At 58.7% G+C, this 22,206-nt stretch carries 21 protein-coding genes and 2 pseudogenes; 8 read left to right on the plus strand and 15 right to left on the minus strand.

Annotation, left to right across the window (positions count from 1 at the left end):
- Positions 1-68: 68 nt before the first annotated feature.
- Both ACSQ26_RS25875 and ACSQ26_RS25880 read right to left on the minus strand, forming a co-directional pair.
- Positions 69-2,150, minus strand: a complete 2,082-nt coding sequence (locus tag ACSQ26_RS25875) for a DEAD/DEAH box helicase (protein ID WP_436014051.1) — start codon at positions 2,148-2,150, stop codon at positions 69-71.
- Positions 2,147-3,004, minus strand: a complete 858-nt coding sequence (locus ACSQ26_RS25880; protein WP_436014053.1) for a HamA C-terminal domain-containing protein — start codon at positions 3,002-3,004, stop codon at positions 2,147-2,149. The genes ACSQ26_RS25875 and ACSQ26_RS25880 overlap by 4 nt, the downstream gene beginning before the upstream one ends.
- A 125-nt stretch (positions 3,005-3,129) precedes the next feature.
- Between ACSQ26_RS25880 and ACSQ26_RS25885 the strand changes: the two genes are divergently transcribed.
- Positions 3,130-3,732, plus strand: a complete 603-nt coding sequence (locus ACSQ26_RS25885; protein ID WP_436014055.1) for a hypothetical protein — start codon at positions 3,130-3,132, stop codon at positions 3,730-3,732.
- Positions 3,733-4,162: 430 nt separating this feature from the next.
- Here ACSQ26_RS25885 and ACSQ26_RS25890 read toward each other — a convergent pair.
- Together ACSQ26_RS25890 and ACSQ26_RS25895 are read right to left on the minus strand one after the other, a co-directional pair.
- Positions 4,163-4,406 (minus strand): annotated as a pseudogene (locus tag ACSQ26_RS25890) (ISAs1 family transposase); the annotation flags it as partial.
- Positions 4,407-4,545: 139 nt separating this feature from the next.
- Positions 4,546-4,815: a hypothetical protein gene (locus ACSQ26_RS25895; RefSeq protein ID WP_436014057.1), complete on the minus strand. Its 270-nt coding sequence runs from the start codon at positions 4,813-4,815 to the stop codon at positions 4,546-4,548.
- Between the two features lie 195 nt (positions 4,816-5,010).
- Between ACSQ26_RS25895 and lepB the strand changes: the two genes are divergently transcribed.
- Complete coding sequence (lepB, locus tag ACSQ26_RS25900; RefSeq protein WP_436014059.1) at positions 5,011-5,778, plus strand: signal peptidase I; 768 nt, start codon at positions 5,011-5,013, stop codon at positions 5,776-5,778.
- On the opposite strand, the pseudogene ACSQ26_RS25905 reads toward lepB, so the two are convergent.
- From ACSQ26_RS25905 to ACSQ26_RS25915, 3 genes and pseudogenes are all read right to left on the minus strand, one after another.
- Positions 5,727-6,065 (minus strand): annotated as a pseudogene (locus ACSQ26_RS25905) (ion channel); the annotation flags it as partial. The gene lepB and the pseudogene ACSQ26_RS25905 sit on opposite strands and share 52 nt — an antisense overlap.
- Entirely contained in the window at positions 6,062-7,162 is a 1,101-nt protein-coding gene (locus ACSQ26_RS25910) for an AI-2E family transporter (protein WP_436014061.1), read from the minus strand. The gene ACSQ26_RS25910 and the pseudogene ACSQ26_RS25905, both read right to left, overlap by 4 nt.
- 424 nt (positions 7,163-7,586) lie before the next feature.
- Entirely contained in the window at positions 7,587-8,270 is a 684-nt protein-coding gene (locus ACSQ26_RS25915) for an alpha/beta fold hydrolase (protein ID WP_436014063.1), read from the minus strand.
- A gap of 203 nt (positions 8,271-8,473) precedes the next feature.
- Between ACSQ26_RS25915 and ACSQ26_RS25920 the strand changes: the two genes are divergently transcribed.
- A complete protein-coding gene (locus ACSQ26_RS25920) occupies positions 8,474-10,138 on the plus strand; it encodes an acyl-CoA synthetase (RefSeq protein ID WP_436015480.1) in 1,665 nt (554 codons plus the stop codon).
- Here the strand turns inward: ACSQ26_RS25920 and ACSQ26_RS25925 are convergent, their stop codons facing one another.
- Positions 10,139-11,137 (minus strand): DUF2125 domain-containing protein, encoded by a 999-nt coding sequence (locus tag ACSQ26_RS25925; protein WP_436014065.1) that lies wholly within the window; start codon positions 11,135-11,137, stop codon positions 10,139-10,141. It lies immediately after the preceding gene.
- Between the two features lie 35 nt (positions 11,138-11,172).
- Between ACSQ26_RS25925 and ACSQ26_RS25930 the strand changes: the two genes are divergently transcribed.
- On the plus strand, positions 11,173-11,718 hold the full coding sequence (locus tag ACSQ26_RS25930; protein WP_436014067.1) for a gamma-glutamylcyclotransferase: 546 nt from the start codon (positions 11,173-11,175) through the stop codon (positions 11,716-11,718).
- On the opposite strand, the gene ACSQ26_RS25935 is transcribed toward ACSQ26_RS25930, so the two are convergent.
- The 4 genes from ACSQ26_RS25935 to ftsE all read right to left on the minus strand — a co-directional run bounded on the left by ACSQ26_RS25935 (position 11,706) and on the right by ftsE (position 14,988).
- Positions 11,706-12,497 carry a lysophospholipid acyltransferase family protein gene (locus tag ACSQ26_RS25935; RefSeq protein ID WP_436014069.1) on the minus strand — a complete coding sequence of 264 codons (792 nt, stop codon included), beginning with the start codon at positions 12,495-12,497 and terminating at the stop codon, positions 11,706-11,708. The genes ACSQ26_RS25930 and ACSQ26_RS25935 overlap by 13 nt on opposite strands.
- Before the next feature lie 74 nt (positions 12,498-12,571).
- Positions 12,572-13,237 (minus strand): YdcF family protein, encoded by a 666-nt coding sequence (locus ACSQ26_RS25940; RefSeq protein WP_436014071.1) that lies wholly within the window; start codon positions 13,235-13,237, stop codon positions 12,572-12,574.
- 94 nt (positions 13,238-13,331) lie between these two features.
- On the minus strand, positions 13,332-14,336 hold the full coding sequence (locus ACSQ26_RS25945; RefSeq protein WP_436014073.1) for a cell division protein FtsX: 1,005 nt from the start codon (positions 14,334-14,336) through the stop codon (positions 13,332-13,334).
- Positions 14,329-14,988, minus strand: a complete 660-nt coding sequence (ftsE, locus tag ACSQ26_RS25950; RefSeq protein WP_025556892.1) for a cell division ATP-binding protein FtsE — start codon at positions 14,986-14,988, stop codon at positions 14,329-14,331. Before ftsE ends, ACSQ26_RS25945 begins: the two co-directional genes overlap by 8 nt.
- Positions 14,989-15,149: 161 nt before the next feature.
- Between ftsE and ACSQ26_RS25955 the strand changes: the two genes are divergently transcribed.
- The 3 genes from ACSQ26_RS25955 to ACSQ26_RS25965 all read left to right on the plus strand — a co-directional run bounded on the left by ACSQ26_RS25955 (position 15,150) and on the right by ACSQ26_RS25965 (position 16,867).
- On the plus strand, positions 15,150-15,794 hold the full coding sequence (locus ACSQ26_RS25955; protein WP_436014075.1) for a hypothetical protein: 645 nt from the start codon (positions 15,150-15,152) through the stop codon (positions 15,792-15,794).
- A gap of 62 nt (positions 15,795-15,856) precedes the next feature.
- A complete protein-coding gene (gene hpt, locus ACSQ26_RS25960) occupies positions 15,857-16,399 on the plus strand; it encodes a hypoxanthine phosphoribosyltransferase (protein ID WP_436014077.1) in 543 nt (180 codons plus the stop codon).
- 111 nt (positions 16,400-16,510) lie between these two features.
- The gene (locus ACSQ26_RS25965) at positions 16,511-16,867 is read left to right on the plus strand and encodes a response regulator (protein WP_436014079.1); all 357 of its coding nucleotides are present in this window, start codon (positions 16,511-16,513) and stop codon (positions 16,865-16,867) included.
- A gap of 239 nt (positions 16,868-17,106) precedes the next feature.
- On the opposite strand, the gene ACSQ26_RS25970 is transcribed toward ACSQ26_RS25965, so the two are convergent.
- From ACSQ26_RS25970 to lptM, 3 genes are all read right to left on the minus strand, one after another.
- Complete coding sequence (locus ACSQ26_RS25970; protein WP_436014081.1) at positions 17,107-19,722, minus strand: TIGR02302 family protein; 2,616 nt, start codon at positions 19,720-19,722, stop codon at positions 17,107-17,109.
- Between the two features lie 119 nt (positions 19,723-19,841).
- Positions 19,842-21,110 carry a diaminopimelate decarboxylase gene (lysA, locus tag ACSQ26_RS25975; protein WP_436014083.1) on the minus strand — a complete coding sequence of 423 codons (1,269 nt, stop codon included), beginning with the start codon at positions 21,108-21,110 and terminating at the stop codon, positions 19,842-19,844.
- Between the two features lie 21 nt (positions 21,111-21,131).
- Positions 21,132-21,311 carry an LPS translocon maturation chaperone LptM gene (lptM, locus tag ACSQ26_RS25980; RefSeq protein ID WP_436014085.1) on the minus strand — a complete coding sequence of 60 codons (180 nt, stop codon included), beginning with the start codon at positions 21,309-21,311 and terminating at the stop codon, positions 21,132-21,134.
- A gap of 252 nt (positions 21,312-21,563) precedes the next feature.
- Here lptM and ACSQ26_RS25985 point away from each other — a divergent pair, with 252 nt between their 5' ends.
- The gene (locus ACSQ26_RS25985; protein WP_436014087.1) at positions 21,564-22,199 is read left to right on the plus strand and encodes a tetratricopeptide repeat protein; all 636 of its coding nucleotides are present in this window, start codon (positions 21,564-21,566) and stop codon (positions 22,197-22,199) included.
- The last annotated feature ends 7 nt before the right edge of the window (positions 22,200-22,206 follow it).

The raw sequence follows: 22,206 nt of genomic DNA on the forward strand, positions 1-22,206 counted from the left end.
TATCGCGCCTCGCATAGATACCGTCCACCAAAGCCACTTATGGATTTCTGTGTCGGAGATTGGTTCAGCTACCGAGGCAACACGTCCATCAGCCAGACCCTCTCGAAGGCCGTCAATGCCGATGCCTCAGAATTCACTGCCAGCATCAGACGGTCGCGCAGCATCTGTCTTGTGTCATTGCTCCTGTAGAATCGTTCGCCGATTTGTACCGGCACTCCTTCTTCATCAAGTTCCTTCAAAACCTCTGGCCGGAACCAGCTGCTGAGTGAGCCGACAAACAGGCTATAATCCGCAGCGAGGCCGTGCTGCCGCACGAACATTTCTAGTGCGATAAAATACTGGGGCAAACCGTATTCACATGCACGCAAGAACTTGAAGATCTCATCATGACCACGGGGCTCCCCGGCATAGGTTCGATCTCGCTCAAGGAGGAAGTCACGAAATGTGCGCGCCCGACGCAATTGATCGATATAAAATGTCAGCTGCGAGATACTGACAGCGCCAAATGCTCGCGGTTTCTGAACCCGGCCAATGACCTCAAGAGCGGCTCTGATCTGATTGTATGTAGGCACACCTTGCCATTCTAACTCAGCGCCTTCCGTAATGGCGGCCCCCGTGAAATTTCGTAGCTGAATAGCGCTATTCATGCCTATCGCAGACAATTGTCGGAGTTGATATTCTTCGAGGCCCAATTGCTGTTTAAGGTATTGGACCCGATCCTCCGGCGAAGAGGTTATGTCTCGATCTTCAACGTGAACAATGTATTCGTCTGGCAGGTCGCTCTCATCGCCGAAAATAGTTGGTGAGACTTCAAGTGTCTCTGCGTCTGGCACTTCGTTGAAGACGAAAACTTGACCGACGTGATGTTGCCCTAACCTACCTGCGCGGCCGCGGATATTGGAGAATGTGAAAAAATCATAGTCCGCTCGATTGATCTTTTTGTCAAAGATCATGACTGTTTTGGCCGCCGTGTTGACGCCCTCAATCAAAGTCGAAGTGCAGAACAAAACTGGCAACGAACCTTCGTTAAACATCCGCACCATACGCGCTGCTACAGCCCTGGGCGTTCGTCCGTGATGTACACCAAATCCGAACCTCACCGACCTGCTGAGCACCCCACCGGGACCGACATTTACTGCCAGCCATTCCGAGAAGTCAGCACTTGAGTCGGAGACCGCCATTTGATCTGCGACCTCTCCAGCCAGCTCATTCGCGCGGTTGGGAGAGGAGACAAACACCAGCGCTGGCCAATTCCTGTCCTCTCCGATTTCCTCGATCAGTCGCTCTCGCTTATTGGGAATGTTCTGAAGGTCAATCGTATCGACAGCCACGGTGGAGAAGCGGGTCTTCAGAAATTCAAATCGCCACCTGACATCGGACGAAACCACTACGTTATCGATGTTGGGCCCGAGAAAGAAAAACTGCTTTGAGCGCCTCAAGAGCCTGTAAACAGCGGCGTTGAGAGCAATACTTCTCTCGTCTTTGCGCGATGGGTCTAACTTGTAGAATTCATCGACGACGGTAAGGTCGAGATGGCCAAGATCATCTCTGTAGATAAGCCGCTCTTGAGTTCCTAAGAAGATTGCTGGCCCGTCCGCAACGGCCTCTGATGGATGCATGATAATTTGGAAACGTTTGCTAAAGCGGGCCATCAGCCGCCGTCGAAATTCATCGAGCAACGCGATCGTTGGCAGTACTATCGCCACCCGGTCATATTTACCCGTTGCCAGCAACGCGTCGATCAGAAGGCTTTTTCCAAAGCTGGTTGGAGCGCTGAGTATTAGGTTTTTTCCGCTCAATAGAGTGTTGAGAGCGATCACCTGCTCTCGATGGAATGTGATTCCTCCAAGTTCTTCGGCTGTAACCGCTTCAGCCACAAAGGCATCTGTTTCGTCAGCCTCGTCCCGATTGATGTAGTTCCACAGGCCGCTAGCACGGGCAAGGGCAAATACTATTTCTCTAAACGATCCAAGTGTCTCTGGGTTATTTTCCAGCAGTTCGATAAGTCGGGGAACTGCTTCTAGGATGTCGGGATCATCGGCCTGCGTCAGCTGAAGCATCTTAGACGCGCCTTGCACCACCCTAAAGACTGCGCCCCGCAGCTCGGAGCCCTGTAGGTGTGCAATTTCCTTCCAGTTTGTAAGCGTCATGGGCATAGCCCTTTCAATCGCTTATCGAATGCGCTTGAGAGATCGATCTTGGATTTGATGGGAACATAAATGAGAACGACCTTGATCTTGCTGGTGAGCCCAGACGCAGCGATCTTATCCTGCAATAGCCGTAGTTCCTCTGCGACAGCAGCATAGTAATCCGCAGATGATGTCTTGTTGGTTGCGACCGCAGCGCTATCTGCAGCAATGAATATTGGGAATACCGCTTTTTGGAATAGGGCATCCAAGGATATTTCCTCTGACAGTAATTCTCGAATTTTCTCAAAATGCGGAATGTCATTAGAAACCTGGGGTCCCAAGAGCAACTTCTCATTCTTCAAGAAGCCTTGATCGATGTGAGCTGTGACTGATGCAATGGCTTTTCCTATCGCGTCCCCCCTCTTCTCGAAAAACTTCGACTCTCCAAGCCATAGCTCAATGTTCTCACCCGGCAAATAGCGCACATGCACCATGTCGAATGACTTAACGACCTCGTTAGAAGAGGTTAAATAAAATACGCGAGGAGCGAATGGGATAGTTCCAAAATACTGGCGGCATATCGCATGGATGGATATTTCACCTATCTCGCCGCGCGTTTTATACTTTGCACTCTGATAAATTCGGCTGGCAGCTTGTTTTAGACGAACGTAGGTGTTGCCATGAGTGAGAGTCTTGATTTCGTCCGACTTAAGAGCGTAGTCAATAAGCCATTCTATCATGTGATCTGCATAGGCGTTGCAGCGCCAAGCTTCGAGTTCGAAACCGACGCAATAGGCTTTACTGGCCTCGACATCAGTGATGAGCGGTACCGGCGTGAAAAGTGGTTTGGGTAAATTATCGTATGGAGAAATCATGACGCCCCGAAGCTGAGGTAGTATGCATCAGCAGCGTGTGGTTTATCAATGCCTGCCTTTATGATTGTTGCAGCCTGTTTGCCGTATTCCTACCTACCTGTTCGCTTCATTTTCGGAGAAGCTTAATGCTTGACGAAATTCTTAGTGTTTTTTTCTCGAATATATCGCGTGTTGAGAAGTTGGTTGCGCTCTACGGTCCGCCCAAACAGGGGAGACGGAAGGTGAACGACACGGATGTTCTGCGCGCAGCATTGGTGCTTCTTCACGCCACTCTCGAAGATTTGCTTAGATCGGTCCTCACTTGGCGCGTGCCCTCCGGAACCGAAGACGTGCTTGACGCCTATCCGTTCGCCAACGCTCAGCACAAGCGGCCAGACAAGATCACCCTTGGGGGGCTCAGTGCCTATCGGGGGATGACCGTTGATGCGCTCATTGAGAAGTCTGTGGTCGAATTTCTAGACAGGTGGTCAAGTTTCAATGATCTGGGAGAAGTGAAGAAGGCCCTTAAAGCTGCAGGAATCGCGGCGGCTGCAGTAGATGCGCACGATTTCGGGGAACTCGCAGCCATGATCGCAAGGAGGCATAACATCGTGCACAAGGCTGACAGGAATGAACAGCGAGGGGGGAGAGGCAATCATCCTACAAAATCGATAGGGTTAGCCACGATAGATAATTATCTACAATCCGTAAGGGATCTAGGTGCATTTGTTGAGTTGCATCTGCGTTGATTAGTATTGAAACTGCTACAGCAAACTGCTACAGCGAGATCAGCATACGGTGTTCTAAGTCATTGAAATTGCACGTTGTTGTCTAGTGTGGCGACCCCGGCATGGGGCACCACTGTACGACTATAACGTATTGATTTTAATTGGTTATCCGGCTCACTACATCCGCGCTATCCCCCTAAATATCCTCCTTTAGAGTGGCCCTTCGTTTCGGAGATCGGCCTATCGCCGAGTCATCAGCCAGACGGGCAAGGTGTCAGCGAACGAGCCTTGGGGCGCAAGAAAGCTCGCCATGCAGTGTCGTCGGTGCCCTTCGACCAAAAGGTAAGCCGCTGGAACGTGAAAGCTTGTGGACTAGGTCGTGAACTCATAAAAACGCAGCCATAGTCGGATGGAGGCGACGGGGGTCCACTCCAGGGGAATCGCTTGAAGATCATTGAGTGGCTTGAATTATGACGAGCCTGAGATAGCCTTCGTCCCATGCGGCGGCTTTTCTGGCGGCTTTGAGGCTGTTTTTGCCTTTGGCTTTGCATGAGGTTCATGGCCATGTGCTTGATTGTGGCCATGTTTTTCGGTCCATTTTGGGTCCTGAGCCGCATGAGATCATCATGAAAGACGACGTCGAGCACCCAATGCAGCCGGTTTTCGATGCCCCAAAGCGCCCTGACGGCACGTGCGAACAAGGCCGGATCGTTGCGCTGATCGAAGCGAAGGAAGTCGAGAAGCCGATGGTACGCGGACCTTACAGAAAGCGCCCGCTCACGATTAAGATGGAAGGGCGGGAAACCCGCCCCTCGTTCCAGTTCTCGTTCGCCTCTAGTTCTTCCCCGGCTTGTCAGTCGTGGTTGTCGTGTCGCAATTATTGCAGTCGGTGTTTCCCTTGTTTATCTGACCATCTGGTCCCGTCGTTGTGGTAGTGGTTGTCGTCTGGCCGTTGTTGTCGGGGTTGGCGTTATCGTTTGTCTTCCCGCCATTTCCCTGTCCGGTCGTCGTCGTTGTCGTAGAGCCATTAGGCCCCGCAAACGCTGGAGCGGACGCTGAGAGCGCGAGTGCCAATGCCATCGAGAACGTAAGAATCGTTTTCATGTCTGATACTCCCTAGAGGCCATTGCACCGCATCTTTGGAGGGGCACGGCCTTGTATGCCACACCAACATAATATTAGACATAACTAAAATTAAAAAGCAATGTATGTCAGGGTATACTCTCGGCGAAACACAGATTCTATAATCTTCGACAATACGTTCTTGAGCACCATGAATTTCCAGTCCCGCCGATTGCATTGGATAACAGTAACGGCCATCTTTTACAGTTTTCCATTCCTTCTGGCGCGATGATGCCGACGCTTGAGGTCGGCGACTACATGGTCGCCACCAAGTTTCCGTATGGCTTCAAGAATTTCTCGCTGCCCTATGGGAGGTTGCTGCCGGAATTCAGCATTGTCACCGCATCGCCCAAGCGCGCGGATGTCGTGATATTCCGGCTGCCGAGCGATCCCTCGGTCGACTTTGTCAAGCGGGTCGTCGGCATGCCGGGCGAAACGGTTCAGGTGACAAATGGCATCACCTATATCAACGGCACCGCTCTCAGGCGCGAGCCTGCCGGCACATACGACAATGCGGATCCAGAATTCGCGACTTATAAGGATGTGCCACTCTTCCGGGAATTCACGCCCGAGGGATCGAGTTATACCGTGCTGGAACTGGGTGAACATTCGGACGGCGATAATACTGAGCTATTCACCGTCCCGGCCGGGCATTACTTCGTGATGGGCGACAATCGCGATAACTCGAGCGACAGCCGCTACAGAGTGGGGTATGTGCCGGAAGCATACATCTATGCGAAGGCTACCTTTGTCTGTCGCAGACCGTGTTGTTCCCGGGCATTTGAGTTCAATGTCTTCTACTCCCGGGCGGCGGCCCATTTCGTGAGCGCCTGCTGCACGATGGCGAAGAAGAGCGCGGTAGTTATGCCGTACATCATCAAGCCATTGGCAGCCTGGAGCGGGGCGAGCAGGCGGACGCGCCCTTCGATCAGCACATCTCCATAACCGAGCGATGTGAACGTGACGCCTGAGAAATACACGGCAGTTTCGAAATCCTGGAAAGCACCGAGAAGTCCATAAAGCCATGCCCAGAATGCAACCTGCACCACGTTTCCGATCATCAGCACGGACATCAGTGTCGTGAACTGCAGAAACACCGATAGCCACCGTCTCCGGGACGGCGGCTGTTTGCGGGCATGCACGAAGTAGCGAATGGCAAGCACGGAGGCCAGTGCCTGGAATGCGAGGCACGCGGCCATCGCCGCCAGCCCCACGGCAAGAACGACGATCATGGCTGCGCACCTTCAGCCGGGGGATGGTTAGCGACCGGGTTCGGGTTCAACCATTCAACGAGCAGAACATAGGCGACGGCCAGCAGCACGGGGCCGATGAAAAGGCCGAGCAGGCCATCCGAGATCATCCCGCCGATGACGCCGATCAGTATGACCGGCATCGGCACTTCCAGTCCACGACCGAGCATGATCGGCTTGAGGATGTTGTCGCTGAGCCCGGCAATGACGCTCCATACTGCGAAGATGATCGCGGGCGTGGTCGCCTCGGTTGCAAACACATAGGCGATGACGGGAATGGTGATGAGGAGTGCCGGTATCTGCACGACCGCCACTAGGAACGTGATGAGCGTCAAGGCACCGGCCGCCGGGACGCCCATCACAAACAAGCCGATCCCGATCAGCAATGTCTGGATCACAGCGACGCCGACAACGCCCGTCGCCACGCCGCGAACCGTCGCAGCCGTCAATGTGGCGAGGTGCGCTCCACGCGCTGCATCACTGGTCACCACGCCCATCAGCTGTCGTGCAAATGCGCTGGCGCCCTCTGCATAGGCAACGATGACGGCGGCAATGCCGATCGAGAGCACCAGTGACAGACCGCCGGTTGCCAGCCCGGCGGCAAACGATGCCAGCCAGCCGGCAGGCTTTCCGAGCATGGGGCCATATTTGGCGAGCGCCGCGGGCATGTTGGTCGAGATGAGCGACCATCCATCGGCCAGTTTCTCACCGACCACCGGCAACCCGGCAAGCCATGCGGGCGGCGGCGGAATGGTCAGGCTGTGGTCCTGGATACCCGCGACGAGCGCGTAAATCGATGCGCCGAGAGACGTGACCACCATATACATGGGTACCAGCATCAACGCGATGCCGACGAGGCCAATGATCGTCGCCGACCAGCTGTTTCCCAGCCGCGCGCTCAGCCGCATATGGAGGGGATGAAGGATCACCGCCAGGATAACGGACCAAAGCAGGATGCCGACAAAAGGCAGGACAATCCGGCTGCAGGCATAGAGCAGCAAGGCGACGAGCGCAATTTGCAGGGCCGCATGAATGATCGGTGGTCTTGAGTGGGTCGGATTCGGTGCTTCGGTATCCATTCTTGCCTCCCCCGGCGAGATGATGGGAAACTCTTGAGGCTCGTCGCCCGACAATCCGTGAGGCAACCTGCTGGCCGGCACCTTGACGACATCGCCAAGCTGCCAATGCGGTGGCGACTATCATCTTCGGCGAAATGCGAATGCGCCAACCGCTTCTCAAAATATTAAGTTCACGAAGCGCCAACGCCAGCCGGCCGACAGATGACATGAGCGTTGATCTAACGAACAAGGCGTAAGATAGGTCATGCCTGGTGGGATAATTTCGATTATTCTTCGTTTATTCGGCTTCCGTTTTCAACGGAAGCCGGTGCTATCCGCTCATTCCTGAATCTTGTGTGATTTCGTCGTGTAAAGTGCGAGTTGCCGCGAGTGCAAGCTTCTCTGTCGTAGCATGCGTGTCGCACCGTCACAACCATGAAGGCGCCTACGCGGCTTCCACCAGCATCCCCGCCAATTCGTCCGGTGCATCGATCGCAACATCATGCCCGGTTGCGATTTCGCGGACGGTCCAGCCGGGAGCGTTGCGGTATTTGTCGGCCGTTTTGCCGAAGCCGTCCCAGCCGGTGGCGAGGATGTAGGTCTTTTTCGGGATACGCTCGTAGGCGCCTGTCAGCCGAATTTTCTGTGTGAATGTGCCGCATGGCTGTGGCGTGGCTTTCTGGTCCACCCATAGGCGATCCTCTTCTTTGAGATAATCTCCCGGGCTGCTCGGCGGCGGCGCGATCATCGGCTCGGCGAAATCCCAATAGGGCATGACATCCGCGAAGCTGGTTCCATCCTGCACGATGATGGCGTCGACGAAGACTATCGCGCTGATGCGATCGGCGATCCGCTCGGCAACGCCGGTTCCGACAATGCCGCCGTAGGAATGGGTCACTAGGGTGATGTCGGTGAGATCCTTGAAGAGCACTTCGTTGACGATGTCATCGATATGCGTGTCGAGGGAGACATCAGGTCCGGCGAGGTGCTTTCGCTCGCCGAGGCCCGTAAGCGTCGGCGCATAGGCGCGGTGGCCGAGTGCGTGAAGCCGGTCGATCAGCCGTTCGAAGGCCCAGCCACCTGCCCAGGCGCCATGCACGATGACGAATGTTTTTCTGGTGTCGGCCATGTCAATCTCCTGAACCGGTTTAATATTGCAACTGGTTCGACAATAGCAGACTGATTGCAAAACGCAAGCGGTTTTGTTGGACGCTGTTCGCTGGAAAATCGTTCCAATGCAACTTGCCCCGTCCCCCGTCATCAAACTGTCTTTTTCATTCCCCGGCCGGGCGAAAAGTGCTATTGCAGCGCAGCAAACCGGAATTCTCCAGCATGTTCCTGCCCAAGCGTGACAATTACGAAGCCCTGATCCGTGATTTCCGCTGGGATATTCCCGAAAAGTTCAATATGGGCCAGGTGGTCGCGGACGTCTGGGCCGAGCGCGAACCGGGTCGGCTGGCGCTCGAACATTACAGCCCGGATGGCAATCACGCGCGGCTGACCTATGGCGAATTGCGGGACCGTTCGAACCGGTTCGCCAATGCGCTGGTTGCGCTCGGCGTCCAGCCGGGCGATCGGGTGGCGCTGCTGCTGCCGCAATCCTTCGCCACGGTTATCGGCCATGTCGCGATCTATAAGATGGGCGGTATCGCGCTTCCCTTAGCACTGCTGTTCGGCGCCGACGCGCTCGAATATCGGCTGAAGGATTCCGGTGCCAAAGTCGTTGTCACCAATGCGTTCGGCCATTCCAAGCTCGAGGACATCCGCGCCAACCTGCCTGATCTCCAGCATGTCGTAGTGGTCGGCGAAGAGATGACCAGCGCGCAGAATTTCGAGGCCCTGCTTGCCGCCTGTCTGCCGGTCTTCGATGTGGTCGACAGCTCGAAGGACGATCCGGCGCTGATGATCTATACGTCGGGCACGACGGGTCCCCCCAAGGGCGCGTTGCATGCCCATCGCGTGCTCGCCGGTCATATTCCCGGCGTGCAGATGGCGCAGGAGTTTCTGCCACAGCCGGGCGACAAGTTCTGGACGCCGTCCGACTGGGCCTGGGCCGGTGGGTTGCTTAATTGTTTGCTGCCGTCGCTTGTGATGGGGGTGCCCGTCGTCTCGTCCCCGGCGCAGAAGTTCGATCCCGATCTCGCCTTCCGCATCATGGCGGAGACGGGCGTCCGGAATGCCTTCATTCCGCCGACCGCGCTCCGGCTGATGATGCAAGTCGAGATGCCGCTGAAAAAGTATGATCTCAAGCTGCGCACGATTGGTTCGGCCGGCGAATCGCTCGGCCGCGAGGCCTATGCCTGGGCGAAACGGACGCTTGATATCACCGTCAACGAATTCTATGGCCAGACCGAGTGCAATATCGTGCTCGGCTCGATGGCGTCGCTCGGTGTGACCAAGTCAGGCGCGATCGGCAAGGTGACGGCCGGTCACGCCGTGGCGATCATCGACGGCGAGGGCCGCGAATTGCCGCGCGGCAGCGCCGGCCAGATCGCGGTGCGGCGGCCCGACCCTGTCATGTTCCTCGGCTACTGGAACAACCCGGAGGCGACAGCCAAGAAGTTCATCGGCGACTGGATGCTGACCGGCGACCAGGGCGTCATGGATGCCGAGGGTTATGTCGAATTCTTCGGCCGCGACGACGACGTTATCACCTCGTCCGGCTACCGCATTGGTCCGGCCGAGATCGAGGATTGCCTGATCTCGCATCCGGTGGTGCAGCTTGCGGCGGCGATCGGCAAACCGGACGCGATCCGGACCGAGATCGTCAAGGCCTATGTCGTGCTGGCCGAAGGCTTTGCGCCGTCCGACAAGCTCGCCAATGAAATCCGGGATTGGGTGAAGCATCGGCTGTCGATGCATGAATATCCGCGCGAGGTGGAATTCATCGATGCACTGCCGATGACCACGACCGGCAAGGTGATCCGCCGCTTGCTCAGGGATCGCGCGGCGGCGGAAACGCGAAAGCCGGTTGCCAAGCAGGCCTCCGGGCGCTGATCACAGCGGCGGAATATGCCCCAGCGGGAACATCGACAGCGTGATCCTTCCCTTGTCGATGACGAGGTTGACGGTCACGGCGTCGCCGCCCTTCGCCAGGCCCTTGAACAGTGCCGCCATGCCGGAGATCGTATTGTCGGCCTTGGGGAAGAGTTTCAGAAGATTGGCTTCCCACAAATCGAGCTTCTCCAGCCGGGTCTTGAAGGTGCCGGAGATATAGCCCTTTTCGTCGATCTCGAAGGGACCGCTCATCTCGCCGAAGAGCCCTTGCGGCGTCGCTATCTTGAAGCTGGTAAGCGTACCCTGCATGGCTTTGGAGGTGAGCGGCTTGCCTTCGAGCAGATCGGCCTTGTCCTTGAGAGTCAGCTCGGTGCTGGTGGAGAGCATCGGCAGGATCTCGGCACCGGATTTGGTCGCAAGCGCAAAGTCATCCGCCAGCACAGCCACGTCGACATCCGCGCCGTTGCCGCGAATGTGGAACTCGCCGTGCCTGGCCTTGGCGACCAGAGGCTCGACCAACTCGTAATTGAAGAGATCGATCGAAAGGTTCTCGCCGGTGTTCGACAGCGTTTTCAAGCCGGAGAAACCGACCGAGAATCCCGATCGCAGCAGCGACCAGTTGGCGGTGACTGCCGTGCCGTCGAGCAGCGAAAGATCGGCCGGACCTGTCAATTCCACGATCGCGCTGCCGGGACTGTAGATATTGGCCACAGCGTGGATCGCGCCGGCCGCCAGCATGCCGCCGGTCGCATCGTCCTTTACCGATGTGCGGTCGCAGGCAAAGCCGATCCTGAATGGCGTACCGGTTCGGGTCAGGCCGTCGCAGGCGAGTTCCACCGGACCCGGACGGGCGATGAAGTTGCGGACGGTCTCCTCGATTTTGCTTGCAACATAGAACCAGCCGGCGGAATAAAGGGCCACGATAACAGCGACTGAAATGCCGAGCCAGCGAATCTTGCGGGATGCAGGCGAGAGCCCGCGCACAGTGTCCAAAGCCATTCAGTCGTCCTTGATGAGCCAGCGAATTGAAGCCAATGACAGCGGATATGGACGAATTTTGGGTGTTTGGCTACGGCTCGCTGATGTGGAACCCCGGCTTCGACTACGAGGCACGCGAGATCGTGACCGCGCAGGGCTTCCACAGGGCGCTCTGCATCCATTCCTGGGTCCATCGCGGCACGCGCGAGAATCCAGGGCTCGTGCTCGGGCTCGATCGCGGCGGCTCCTGCAAGGGGGCCGGCTTTCGCGTCGCGCCCAGCGATCGCGACGATGTCATCGCCTATCTCCGCGAGCGGGAGCTGGTCACCAATGTCTATCTCGAACGGTGGCTGAAGATAAAGTTTCGCGACGGGCGCACCGCCACGGCGCTCACCTACATCGCCGATCGCAAACACCTACAATATGCCGCGGGGCTGACCGTGGATGACGCGGCGCGAATCGTGGCGGCGTCGGAGGGCAAGTCGGGGCGCAATGCCGATTATGTCGCCAACACCGTCGAGCATCTCAAGCAGCTCGGCATCCGCGACCACTGGATGGAAGCGGTTGCCGAGAAGATGCAGGCGATCCTTCAGGCGGCCTGAGCGGCTGCGAGTTCATCGAGCCGGAGCCTGGCGCTTTCGGGAATCTTGAGATGCGGATTGTTGCGGATCGTCTCGACCAGCAATTCGTCGCTTGCCCGCTCCGTCACCTCGATCAGATGCTTGAAGAACTGGTCCGGCGGCATGCCGGGTTCGATCGGCTTAAGGAACCTCACCTTGAAATGTCCGGGTTGGCGGAGAAAGCCGTGCCGTGGCCAGAACAGGCCGGGATGCATGACGACGGGCACGACGGGAACATCGAGATCCTTGTAGAGCCGGGCGATACCATACTTGTAGTCGGGCGGCGCACCGGGCGCCTTGCGGGTGCCCTCGGGATAGATGATCAGTTCACGGTTGCGCGCCAGCTCCTCGCGAGCGCGGGCGACCATCATGGGAATGGCGCGGCTCTTGTCGGCGCGGTTGATCGGGATCATGTCCTGCTTGGCGGCATACCAGCCGAAAAGCGGAATCCAGAGAAGCTCGCGCTTGAGGATATAGACCGGGTCATCGAGATACGGGATCAGCGCGAATGTATCGAAGAAGGATTGATGCTTCGCCGACAGGATGAAGCCCTGATGCGGCAATTGCTCCATGCCCTCGATCTCGAAGCTGATCCCGGCAATGTGCTTTGCCAGCCAGATGTTCGAGCGCGCCCAGTTCTTCGGTATCTTGTAGGCCGTCTTGCGCGGCAGGAGGAAATAGATCGGCGTGAAGATGATCATCTGCACTATGAAACTGAGATAGAAGCAGAGTTGAAAAATGCCCGAGCGCAGATAGGTCATGAACGGCTCTGATGTCCTGAAGAGCGGAAAACGCGCTTTCCTTAGCGCATCGCAACGTGGAGAGAAAGCCGGGATTAGATCGAAATGCCGGTCCAGTCGCGGCTGACGACGAGCAGGAATTTCACATATTCGGCGGCGAGTGTCCTGATCAGCAGCGGATTGCGGGTGATCTCGGCAAAGCTGAGATCGGTCGCGACCGGATAGGCGATGAACTTCGTGCCGTGGTCGGTGCGTTCGAGTTCGGCGAGGCTGCGCGGCATGTGGTAATTGTTGGTGACCAGGATCACGCTCTTGAAGGCATTTTCGCGAATCCAGCGCGCCGTCTCTGTCGCGTTGCCCGTCGTGTCGAGCGCGTCGTGCCCGATATCGACACAGCAATCGAAAAGATCGCCCGGGCTGCGGGTCAGCAGCCGGATGTGATTTCCCGTGGTTGCCGGGTTGACGCCCGATATCAGCAGCCGTTTGCCGGCGCCCTTGGCGAGAAGCTCGACCGCCTGGTCGATGCGCTGATAGCCGCCCGTCAGCACGACGATGCCATCAGCCTTGGGATCGGCCGGTGGCTGGATCGTCGCGACATGCTGGTAGAAGACGAGAAATCCGCCGGCAAACAGCGCGATCGCGGTGAGGAGGAGAAAGCCGAACAGCCTGAGTATGTGATGTGCAACGCGGACAGCGAGGCGCTGGCGCGGAATAACGCCGTTATTCACATCTTCCCCAAGGCTCGCATCACCGGTCATCATTCAAGATATTCTAGTTTAGATTTGGGGCCTTATGTAGGCGCTGCTGGTTGAGTTAATGAAGTCTAATATTTGGCGCTCCAAGCTTTTTAGGGACTTACCCCTGGAACTGATCGAGCCGGCCCGGATCGGACCGGATGTGATCAATCTCGTCGATGGTCCGCATCACGGTAAACCGGGCAGTCACGGTGGTCAGCGCCGCGATGATGACCATGGTCAGGAAGATGCCGACATAACCGGTCCAGTCGATGGTGAAGCTGCCGAACAGGGCCGCAGCCTGATCTGCCTCGGGCGTTGCGATCCGCTCGCTCTGCCACCAGGCGGCACCGGTGAACATGGCGGCGGCCAGGAAGGCGCCCGCCAGCGAGCCTTTGAGGCTGACCATGAGAAAGTGTTTCTGGAATTCCCGCGCGACGAAGGACGATTCCGCGCCGACGAAGTGCAGCACTTCGACGATATGACGGTTGCCGGCCAGAGCGCCGCGCGTGGCGAAGATCACCGTCAGCACCATGGCGAAAAACACTAGGCCGAGCACGCCCGAGCCGATGAACACCGTGGTGCGTGCCATCGAAACGAGGCGATCCACCCAGGTGCGGTGATCGTCGAGATAGGCTTGCGGTATCTTGCGCTTGAGTTCGGCCCGCATGGCTGTGAAGTCGGGCGGGTTCTGGTCGTCGATGGTGATGACGACGAGGCGCGGCACTGGCAGTTCGTCGATATCAAGGCCGGCGCCCAGCCAAGGCTCCAGCAGGCGCGATGTGGCCTCCTTGTCGAGGATCTGGCCGTCGCGGGTGCCGACGAAGGACAGCGCCAGGTCGCGCACCTGAATGAGCGTCTTTTCCATGTCGATCGTGTCATCCGGCTTGATCTGGATGGTGATCTCCCGCGAGATCTGGCTGGCCCAGGAGGACGCGGTCGAACGGATCATGCTGACTGCGCCGATGGTGAGGCAGGCGAGAAACGACATGATGACGATGACGGCGAGCAGCGCCCGGCCCTGTACGCTCTGTTGCGGCACGATGGAGGCGGTGCGGCGGAGTGTGATCTCCTTGCGCGGCGGCGGGGCTTTGTCCTTGTCCTTCTGCGCGGCGGCGTCACTCATGGATATCGAGCCGCCCTGACGTGAGGATCATGCGGCGGGCCTCGACCTGGTCCATCAGGGTGAGGTCATGGGTGGCGATGACGACGGCGGTGCCGAAGCGGTTGAGCTCCTGGAACAGCTTGACGATGCGCTTGGCCATCGGCGGATCGACATTGCCTGTCGGCTCGTCGGCGAGCAGGAGTTCAGGCTGGTCGATCAGGGCGCGGGCGATGGCCGCACGCTGTTTCTCTCCGCCCGAGAGCACCGGCGGCAGCACGTTGATGCGGTCACCCAGCCCCACCCATTTGAGCAATTCGAGCACATCGCTGCGATAGCCCGATTCCTCCTTGCCGCGCACGCGCAGCGGCAGGGCGACGTTCTCATAAGTGGTCATATGGTCGAGCAGACGGAAATCCTGGAAGACGATGCCGATCCGGCGGCGCAGCATCGGCAGCTCGGATTGCGGGATATCGGACATTTCGCGGCCGAAGACCTTGATCAATCCGCGCGTGGGCCTGAGCGACATGAACAGCAGCCTGAGCAGGCTGGTCTTGCCCGCGCCCGACGGGCCGGTGAGGAACTGGAAGGACTTCTTGGGAATATCGAAAGTCAGATCCTTGAGGATTTCCGGCCCCATCCCGTAACGCAGACCAACATTTTCAAAATGAATCAATGTTTTGTCCCGTACCGAGGAAACTCGAAAGGTCGGTTGCCATGTCTACCGAAGTCAGTGATTTGCGAAGCATTAACCAAATCAGTTTACTTCTCGTGAACTTCAAGTTCAATGGCCGCAGGCCGGACATTCCCGGAAAGCGGTGCATTACGGGGGACGCCATGCAGGCAAACCGGAAAAGCGCCAATGGGGCGATCGAGGTCTTCGACCTTCTGCCGCCGGAACCCACTATGCGGCGGTTCACAGCAAATGCAAATCGCCCGATGCAGGTCGAGGATGCCGTGTTCGAGGTGATCACCCACGAGCGCCCGCGACGGGAATTCAACGACAATCCCACGCCGCCCAAACAGGCGCGCCAATTCGAGTTATCCCGCCTGCTCGCGGTCGCCGGCGTCTTCGTCATCAACCGCCTGGAACATATGCTGTCACGCCTGTCGGTGCAGGCATTCGTAACGCTGATCACGTCGCTCTTCCTCATCGTCTTCTGGGTGTTCGGCGGCTTCAACGCATTGGCTGCGGGGCCGGTCAAGCAGCCGCAGAAGCCATTTGCCGTGGAGCGGGTGTTCGTCGACGAGCAGGATGCCAATGGCATGAAACTGATTGCCGTCAGCGGCGTGCTGGTCAACCGGTCAGGCCGAACGCTCGATGTGCCGGCCCTGTCGGTGACCAGCGAGGGCGGTGAGTTGATCGGCACGATCCGGCCGGCTACCGGCAGGATCGAGGCGGGCGTGTCGGTGAATTTTGCCGCGCGATTGAAGCTCACCGGTGGAAAATCCGGCGAGATTTCGATTTTTCCCCAGATGTAATGATTGAATCGCCGGAACCCTGTGCTAACGCTCGGCTTTGCCGTTACCGGAGTTAGCCCATCATGCATGTCATTCGCGGAAAAACCATCGAGCCGCTGTTCACCGCCGAGATGATTGCCAAGCGCAATGACGAACTGGCGACGGAGATTTCCTCCGGCCCGACCAAGGACCTGCTGGTCATCGCGGTGCTCAAGGGCTCGTTCATTTTCGCGGCCGACCTGATCCGCTCGCTGCATCATGTGGGCCTCGCGCCGGAAGTCGAATTCATCACGCTGTCGAGCTATGGCACTGGAACCGTGTCGCAGGGCGTGCGGATCATCAAGGATATCGACAGCGAGGTGAAGGACCGCGACATATTGCTGATCGACGACATTCTCGAATCCGGCCGGACGCTGACCTTCGCCCGCGATCTGATGATCGAGCGCGGCGCGCGCCACGTCTCGATCGCCGTCCTGCTCGACAAGCACGACAAGCGCTCGACCTCGCTGGAGGCTGATTATGTCGGCTTCAAATGCCCCGATCACTTCGTCGTCGGCTACGGAATGGACGTGGCTTACGCCTTCCGCGAACTCCCCTTCGTCGGCGTCGTCACCGGTGAAGCGTAAAGATTTGAGCAAGCATAAAGGCAATTCGCCGGTCTGACTTCGTGTCGCGTTTACCCTTCGAAAAGGGCCTGGGGTGTTGACTGGGTCCAAAGTTAAAACGGGGTAAAAGAAATGGCACGCATTCTCATCACCGAAGACGAGGACTCGCTTCGCTCCTTCGTGGCCCGCGCGCTCCGCATGGACGGCCACGAAACCATGGAAGCCGCCGACGGCGCCGAGGGCCTGGAAGCCCTTGAAGAAGGGTGCTTCGACCTGCTGCTCTCCGATATCCGGATGCCCGTAATGGACGGGATAGAGCTGACGCACAAGGCGGCTGCGGCCCATCCTGGTCTGAAGATATTGCTGATGACGGGTTACGCCGAGCAGCGCGAGCGGGCGGATGATCTGATGGAAAAGATCATCGATGTCGTGGCCAAGCCGTTTACGCTTCCGGATATCAGGACGGCGGTGGCGAAGGCGCTGGGGTAGGACAACTGCTAGCGGCGGGTTTCACCCCTCACCAAGCGCGTCCAAGCGTTCGCCGACGCTCACGCGGACTTGCTATCCTCTCCCGCAAGGGGAGAGGTAAAACCCGTGGCACGGCCTTGCCTTAAGCTGAAACAGTGAGCGTGGCACCTACCTCTCCCCCTGCGGGAGAGGATACGAAGGCCGGGTGAACGGTAGTGAGCCCTTGGCCGAAGTTGGTGAGGGGTCAATTCTGTGTAGCCTCACCTCAAATCCAGCAACCGCTCCAGATACTCCCGCTCGATCAAACTCGACGGCCCATTACCGAGCCTGCGCCGGATCTCCTCGAGAATCTCCCGCGCGCGCTGCACGTCGATCTGATCCGGCACCTTGACGCTGTCATCAAATTCGCTGCCGAGCTGGCCGGTCTTGCGGCCAAGCGGGTCGTTGCCCTGGTTGTTCATGGCGCTGCCGGGCATCGGCATGCCCTGCCCGTCGCGCCCCTGCTGGTCGGCCTGCATCTGCTGGAGCTGCTGCATCATCTCGCCGGCGCCGTCACGTAGCGCCTGCAGGGCGCGCCCTTGGGCGTCCGCCGAACGTTGGCCCTGCGACTTGCCGAGCGCATCGGACGATTCGCCCATTTCCTCGCCGGCGCCCTTGAAGCCCTTGGGCGCCTTCATACCGAGATCGGCAAGGCCCTGTTCGAGGCTCTTGAGATCCTTCTGCAGCTGTTCCTGCTTCGAACGGAGCTGCTTGAGCGCATCGCGCAACTGTTCGGCGGTCATGTCCTTCTGGTCGCCGCCGGGCTGCTGGTCCTGCTTCTGCTGGTCGCCGGGCTGCTGGTTACCTTCTTGCTGATCCTGCGGCAGGCCTTCTTCGTTCTGATCGGGATCGCCGCGCTGCAAGCGGTCGCGCAGCGCCTGCTCCATGCGGTGGGTCTCTTCCATCAGCTTCTGCTGGTCCTGCATCAGCTTGCCGAGCTTGTCGATCTGCTCGCGGACCGGATTGTTCTCCTGTCCCGGCTGCTGCCGCGGGCGCGCGGTCTGCAGGTTGTTGAGCATGCGCTGCATTTCGCTGAGCAGCTTCTGCGCCTCATCCTTGTTGCCGGAGCGCGACAGGTTTTCGAGCTGGTTGAGCATGTTCTCGAAATCCTGGCTGCGCATCATGCGCTGCGCCTGCTGCGACATGCGGGAATTGTCCTGGTTCTGCATGCGCTTGGCCATTTCGGAGAGATATTCCTTCATGGCCTGACGCAGTTCCTGCATCAGCTTGGCGATTTCCGCGTCGGGCGCGTTGCGCTTTAGGGCGTCCGAAAGCTTCTCCTGCGCGTCGCGCAGGCGCTTTTCGGCGGTCGAGAGATCGCCGTCTTCGATATAGCGGGCGATGTCCCAGAAATATTTGGCGGCGTCGGTAAGGCCTTCGACGCCCCGCGCGAGGACCAATCGGCTGCGCGCCGACTTTACCAGCAGGAAGTTGGTGAGGTTCGGAATCGTCTCGTCGGCGCGGAAGGTCGAGGCGTCGTTGAGCTCCAGCGCCCTTGGGATGTGATTGACATCAAGGGCGAAGACCTGCCGCTGCTCGGCCACCGAACCGGCCAGCAACTCGGAGAAATAGCGCGCCGGAAGCACAATTTCCTTGGTCTCGCTGCGGCCTTCGAGACCGGCGGCATCCTTGGCGACCAGCGTCAGCTTGACCTTGCGGCCGGAGAGCGGATGCTCGGTCAGGTCACGGGAGACGGTGGATTTCGCATTCTTGCCGTCGCTGCCGGGCAGGTCGAGCGGGAATTTCGGCGGATCGAAAAGCGGGATCGAGTTCGGGTCGGCGTCGGTGGGCAGGATCTCGGCACGCGCCTCGGTGACGCCATAGTCGTCCTTGACCTGGAAGGCCAATTCGAGCGCGCCGTTGAGCGCACGGCCGGGCTCGCGGACGAAGGAGATCTGCGGCGGCTTGTCGGGGATCAGCGTGAAGGCATATTCCTTCGATGCGACCGAGACCTTGCCATTGGCGATCAGCTTCACCTTGTAGGTTCGGCTTTCCATCTTCTCGGCGTTGGCCGCAGCGGCGGGCTTCTTCTGGGGTGCTTCGGCCTTCAGATCGACGGCCGGACCGGTCACCGGCGTGAAGCGCACGTCGCCCTTGGCATCCTTGCCCGATATGCGGATGGTGAGTTCGGAATTGAGCGGCACCTTGAGTTCGCCGGGAACCGCCTTTTCGAGGTTGCCGCTGAGATAGAGCGGCGCGACGCCGGTATACGACGGCGGCGTCACCCAGGCATCTATGCGGATATCGGCCACCGGCACGACCGGCTTGGACAGGCTGAAGGCATCGGTGATGCGGCCGCCATAGTTCGAGAACGAGAAGCTCCAGGCCACAACCAGCGCCAGGATCAGCGCTGCGCGGAATGCCAGCGGATCGTGCCGGGCGATATCGGGCGACGGCAGGCCGGCGTCGATCGACTTGATCTTTTCGGCCATACGCACCTGGTGCGATTTCCACAGCGCCAGCGAATAGGGATCCTTCGAAACAGGCGTTTCCGCCTGCACGGAGATTGCCTGGTGGGCGAGGCCGCTGCGATCCTCGAGGCGGCGGTCGGCATCGGCGACGGTCGGAGTCACGAATTTGCGCAGCGGCAGCAGCGAGACGATGAAGCCGGCGAAAAAGACGATGCCGACGACGATCTTGGCCAGATCGGGGATCTGGCGCATCACGCCCATCCAGCTCAGCACGAGGAAGAGCGCGATGACGGAGAGAACCGGCAATGCCGATATCAGGGCACGTTCAAGCACGATCGACGTCAGGGCGAGCGCCCGCTTGCCTGCGATCAGGCGCCTGAGGCGTGCAATCCTACGATCGGGCGGTGTCGTAACGTCGTCGGCCATTGCCTGCCTGTGCTCGAATTTCGAAGCATGCAGGATACCATTGTTTTAGGCAAAGGCGAGGCGAGGTCTACACTTTCGCTTCACAAGCTGTTGATGGCGAGGTCGGATTATCCCGATCCTCACTTGAGCCAGGCGGGCAGGCTATCGAGGCCGATCAGCGCGTCATAATCCTCACGCGGCCGGACGACGTGGAATTGATCATCCTTTACAAGCACTTCCGGAACCAGCAGCCGGGAATTGTAGGTGCCGGCCTGGACCGCGCCGTAGGCACCGGCAGAACCGACGGCCAGCAGGTCACCCGGCTTCGGCTCGGCCATTTCACGATCGAGGGCGAGATAGTCGCCTGTCTCGCAGACAGGCCCGACCACATCGGCACGGATGCGCGGGGCGTTGGCGGCGCCGATTTCGACCGGCATGATCTCGTGCCAGGCTTCGTAAAGCGTCGGGCGGATCAGGTCGTTCATCGCGGCATCGACGATGACGAAGGTCTTCTCGCCGCCATCCTTCACATAGATCACTTCAGTGACCAGGATACCGGCATTGCCGACGATCAGGCGGCCCGGTTCGGTGATGATCTGGCAATTCAGCGAGCGGAGCTGGTTCTTGACGACCCTGGAATATGCTTCCGGGTTCGGCGGCGGGTCGTTGTCGATCTTGTAGGGAATGCCGAGGCCGCCACCGATATCGACGTGATCGATCGCATGGCCATCGTTGCGCAGCGTCTCGACCAGTTCGCGCAGCAGCTTGAAGGCGTCATCGAACGGCTGGAGATCAGTGATCTGGCTACCGATATGCATGTCGATGCCGGTGACTTCGATGCCCGGCAGCGCCGCCGCATGCCTGTAGACGTCGCGGGCGCTCTCATAAGAGATGCCGAACTTGTTTTCCTTCTTGCCGGTCGAGATCTTGGCGTGCGTCCCGGCATCGACATCCGGATTGATGCGGAAGGAAACCGGCGCGCGCTTGCCCTTTGCGACGGCGCGGGCATTCAGCACTTCGAGCTCGGGCTCGCTTTCGACGTTGAAGCAATAGATGCCGGCATCGAGCGCGAAATCCATCTCGCGCGCCTTCTTGCCGACGCCGGAGAACATGATCCTGGAGGCGGGGATGCCGGCGGCCAGCGCACGGCGCAGTTCGCCCTCGGAGACGACATCGATGCCGGCGCCCGCCTGGCCGAGCGTCTTCAGCACCGCCTGGTTGGAATTGGCCTTCATCGCGTAGCAGACCAGCGAATCCACATCCGAAAATGCTTCCTGGAACACGCGGATATGGCGCTCCAGCGTGGCGGTCGAATAGAGGTAGAAAGGCGTGCCGACAGCGCGGGCAATATCCGGCACGGGCACGTTTTCGGCGTGCAGCACGCCATTCTTGTAATGGAAATGGTTCAAGGGATTATCCTGTCGGGCAATCTAGAGCAGGGGATCGAGGAAGAACTTGCGATCTTCGACCGGCTCCTTCTTCTGTGTTGTCGAGTTCTGCTCGGCGACCGGCGTGCCGGGTACGTCAAGATCGCCTTTGCGGCCGCAGCCCGAGAGCATGAGCACGGCAAGAGCAAGAGCGGCAAGCGGCAAAAACAGCGATCGGGTCATGGCATCCTCGGAAATTCCGGATGTTCTTAGCGAATATTCCGGGGCTTGTGCACCCTGAATCTGTTGAAGGTCAGTTCAGCGTTGTTGATGGGAGCGGGTCAATGTTGGGGTGCGCTGTTACATAGCCCGCCGATTGTCTCAAACCGTCACACTTCGTCGGCAATTCTCAACCTGGAGTTAATAATGATTTTCAACCCCAGATTAATCTGCTCAGGATAGACGTGGTGCCATCCCATTCCTAGGAGACGCCAAATGGCCCAAGAATATACTGTCCAGAACGCCATAGATGTCTACAAGCGCGGCGATCTTGCGATGGCCGTGAACATGTTCGAGACGCTTGCCCAGCGCGGAGAGCCATTTGCCCAATTCAGCCTGGGTTACATGTTTCGCAAGGGCGAGGGCGTCGCGCAGGATGACGCGAAAGCCGCAGAATGGTACCGCAAGGCCGCCGCGCAAGGCCATCCCGCCGCCCAGAGCAATATTGCATTCATGTATGAGCACGGCTATGGCGTGCCGCAGGACCTTGACGAGGCTATCGGCTGGTATGGCCGGGCTGCGGCTTCCGGCGACTCGCAAGCTCGGGTGCTGGCCTATATTCTCAGCCGGGGCAAATCCATTGTTCCGCTGCTGGCGAAATTGGGCGACGGCGATTTCTCGATTCATCCGCAGATGGTTAGCAGGCCCGATGGCGCCGCCTTGACCCTGCCGGGCACTCCGAACCAGAGCGTTTTTGCGGAGCTTGCAAAAGTCGGCTGGGCTCGGGAGGCTGCCAATCAGCCGGACGGATTGTCCGCACTCGGCGGCAAGGCATTCGAGCTCACGGATGAAGGCCGGCAAGCGCTGCAAAGAATTTTGCCGCTGGCTGCCCGGCAGCGTCTCGCGGCATAGAGCAGGT

Source organism: Rhizobium sp. LjRoot254 (assembly GCF_964254105.1).
GTDB lineage: Bacteria > Pseudomonadota > Alphaproteobacteria > Rhizobiales > Rhizobiaceae > Rhizobium_E.

Excerpts from the sequence above, each read along its gene's own strand:
- ACSQ26_RS25920 (WP_436015480.1), top strand. The coding sequence starts at position 8,474 with ATGTTCCTGCCCAAGCGTGACAATTACGAAGCCCTGATCCGTGATTTC.
- ACSQ26_RS25970 (WP_436014081.1), bottom strand. The coding sequence starts at position 19,722 with ATGGCCGACGACGTTACGACACCGCCCGATCGTAGGATTGCACGCCTC.
- ACSQ26_RS25915 (WP_436014063.1), bottom strand. The coding sequence starts at position 8,270 with ATGGCCGACACCAGAAAAACATTCGTCATCGTGCATGGCGCCTGGGCA.
- ACSQ26_RS25930 (WP_436014067.1), top strand. The coding sequence starts at position 11,173 with ATGACAGCGGATATGGACGAATTTTGGGTGTTTGGCTACGGCTCGCTG.
- ACSQ26_RS25880 (WP_436014053.1), bottom strand. The coding sequence starts at position 3,004 with ATGATTTCTCCATACGATAATTTACCCAAACCACTTTTCACGCCGGTA.
- ACSQ26_RS25945 (WP_436014073.1), bottom strand. The coding sequence starts at position 14,336 with ATGAGTGACGCCGCCGCGCAGAAGGACAAGGACAAAGCCCCGCCGCCG.
- ACSQ26_RS25955 (WP_436014075.1), top strand. The coding sequence starts at position 15,150 with ATGCAGGCAAACCGGAAAAGCGCCAATGGGGCGATCGAGGTCTTCGAC.
- ACSQ26_RS25910 (WP_436014061.1), bottom strand. The coding sequence starts at position 7,162 with ATGGATACCGAAGCACCGAATCCGACCCACTCAAGACCACCGATCATT.
- ACSQ26_RS25935 (WP_436014069.1), bottom strand. The coding sequence starts at position 12,497 with ATGACCTATCTGCGCTCGGGCATTTTTCAACTCTGCTTCTATCTCAGT.
- hpt (WP_436014077.1), top strand. The coding sequence starts at position 15,857 with ATGCATGTCATTCGCGGAAAAACCATCGAGCCGCTGTTCACCGCCGAG.
- ACSQ26_RS25940 (WP_436014071.1), bottom strand. The coding sequence starts at position 13,237 with ATGATGACCGGTGATGCGAGCCTTGGGGAAGATGTGAATAACGGCGTT.
- lptM (WP_436014085.1), bottom strand. The coding sequence starts at position 21,311 with ATGACCCGATCGCTGTTTTTGCCGCTTGCCGCTCTTGCTCTTGCCGTG.
- ACSQ26_RS25895 (WP_436014057.1), bottom strand. The coding sequence starts at position 4,815 with ATGAAAACGATTCTTACGTTCTCGATGGCATTGGCACTCGCGCTCTCA.
- ACSQ26_RS25885 (WP_436014055.1), top strand. The coding sequence starts at position 3,130 with ATGCTTGACGAAATTCTTAGTGTTTTTTTCTCGAATATATCGCGTGTT.
- ACSQ26_RS25925 (WP_436014065.1), bottom strand. The coding sequence starts at position 11,137 with ATGGCTTTGGACACTGTGCGCGGGCTCTCGCCTGCATCCCGCAAGATT.
- ACSQ26_RS25985 (WP_436014087.1), top strand. The coding sequence starts at position 21,564 with ATGGCCCAAGAATATACTGTCCAGAACGCCATAGATGTCTACAAGCGC.
- ACSQ26_RS25965 (WP_436014079.1), top strand. The coding sequence starts at position 16,511 with ATGGCACGCATTCTCATCACCGAAGACGAGGACTCGCTTCGCTCCTTC.
- ACSQ26_RS25875 (WP_436014051.1), bottom strand. The coding sequence starts at position 2,150 with ATGACGCTTACAAACTGGAAGGAAATTGCACACCTACAGGGCTCCGAG.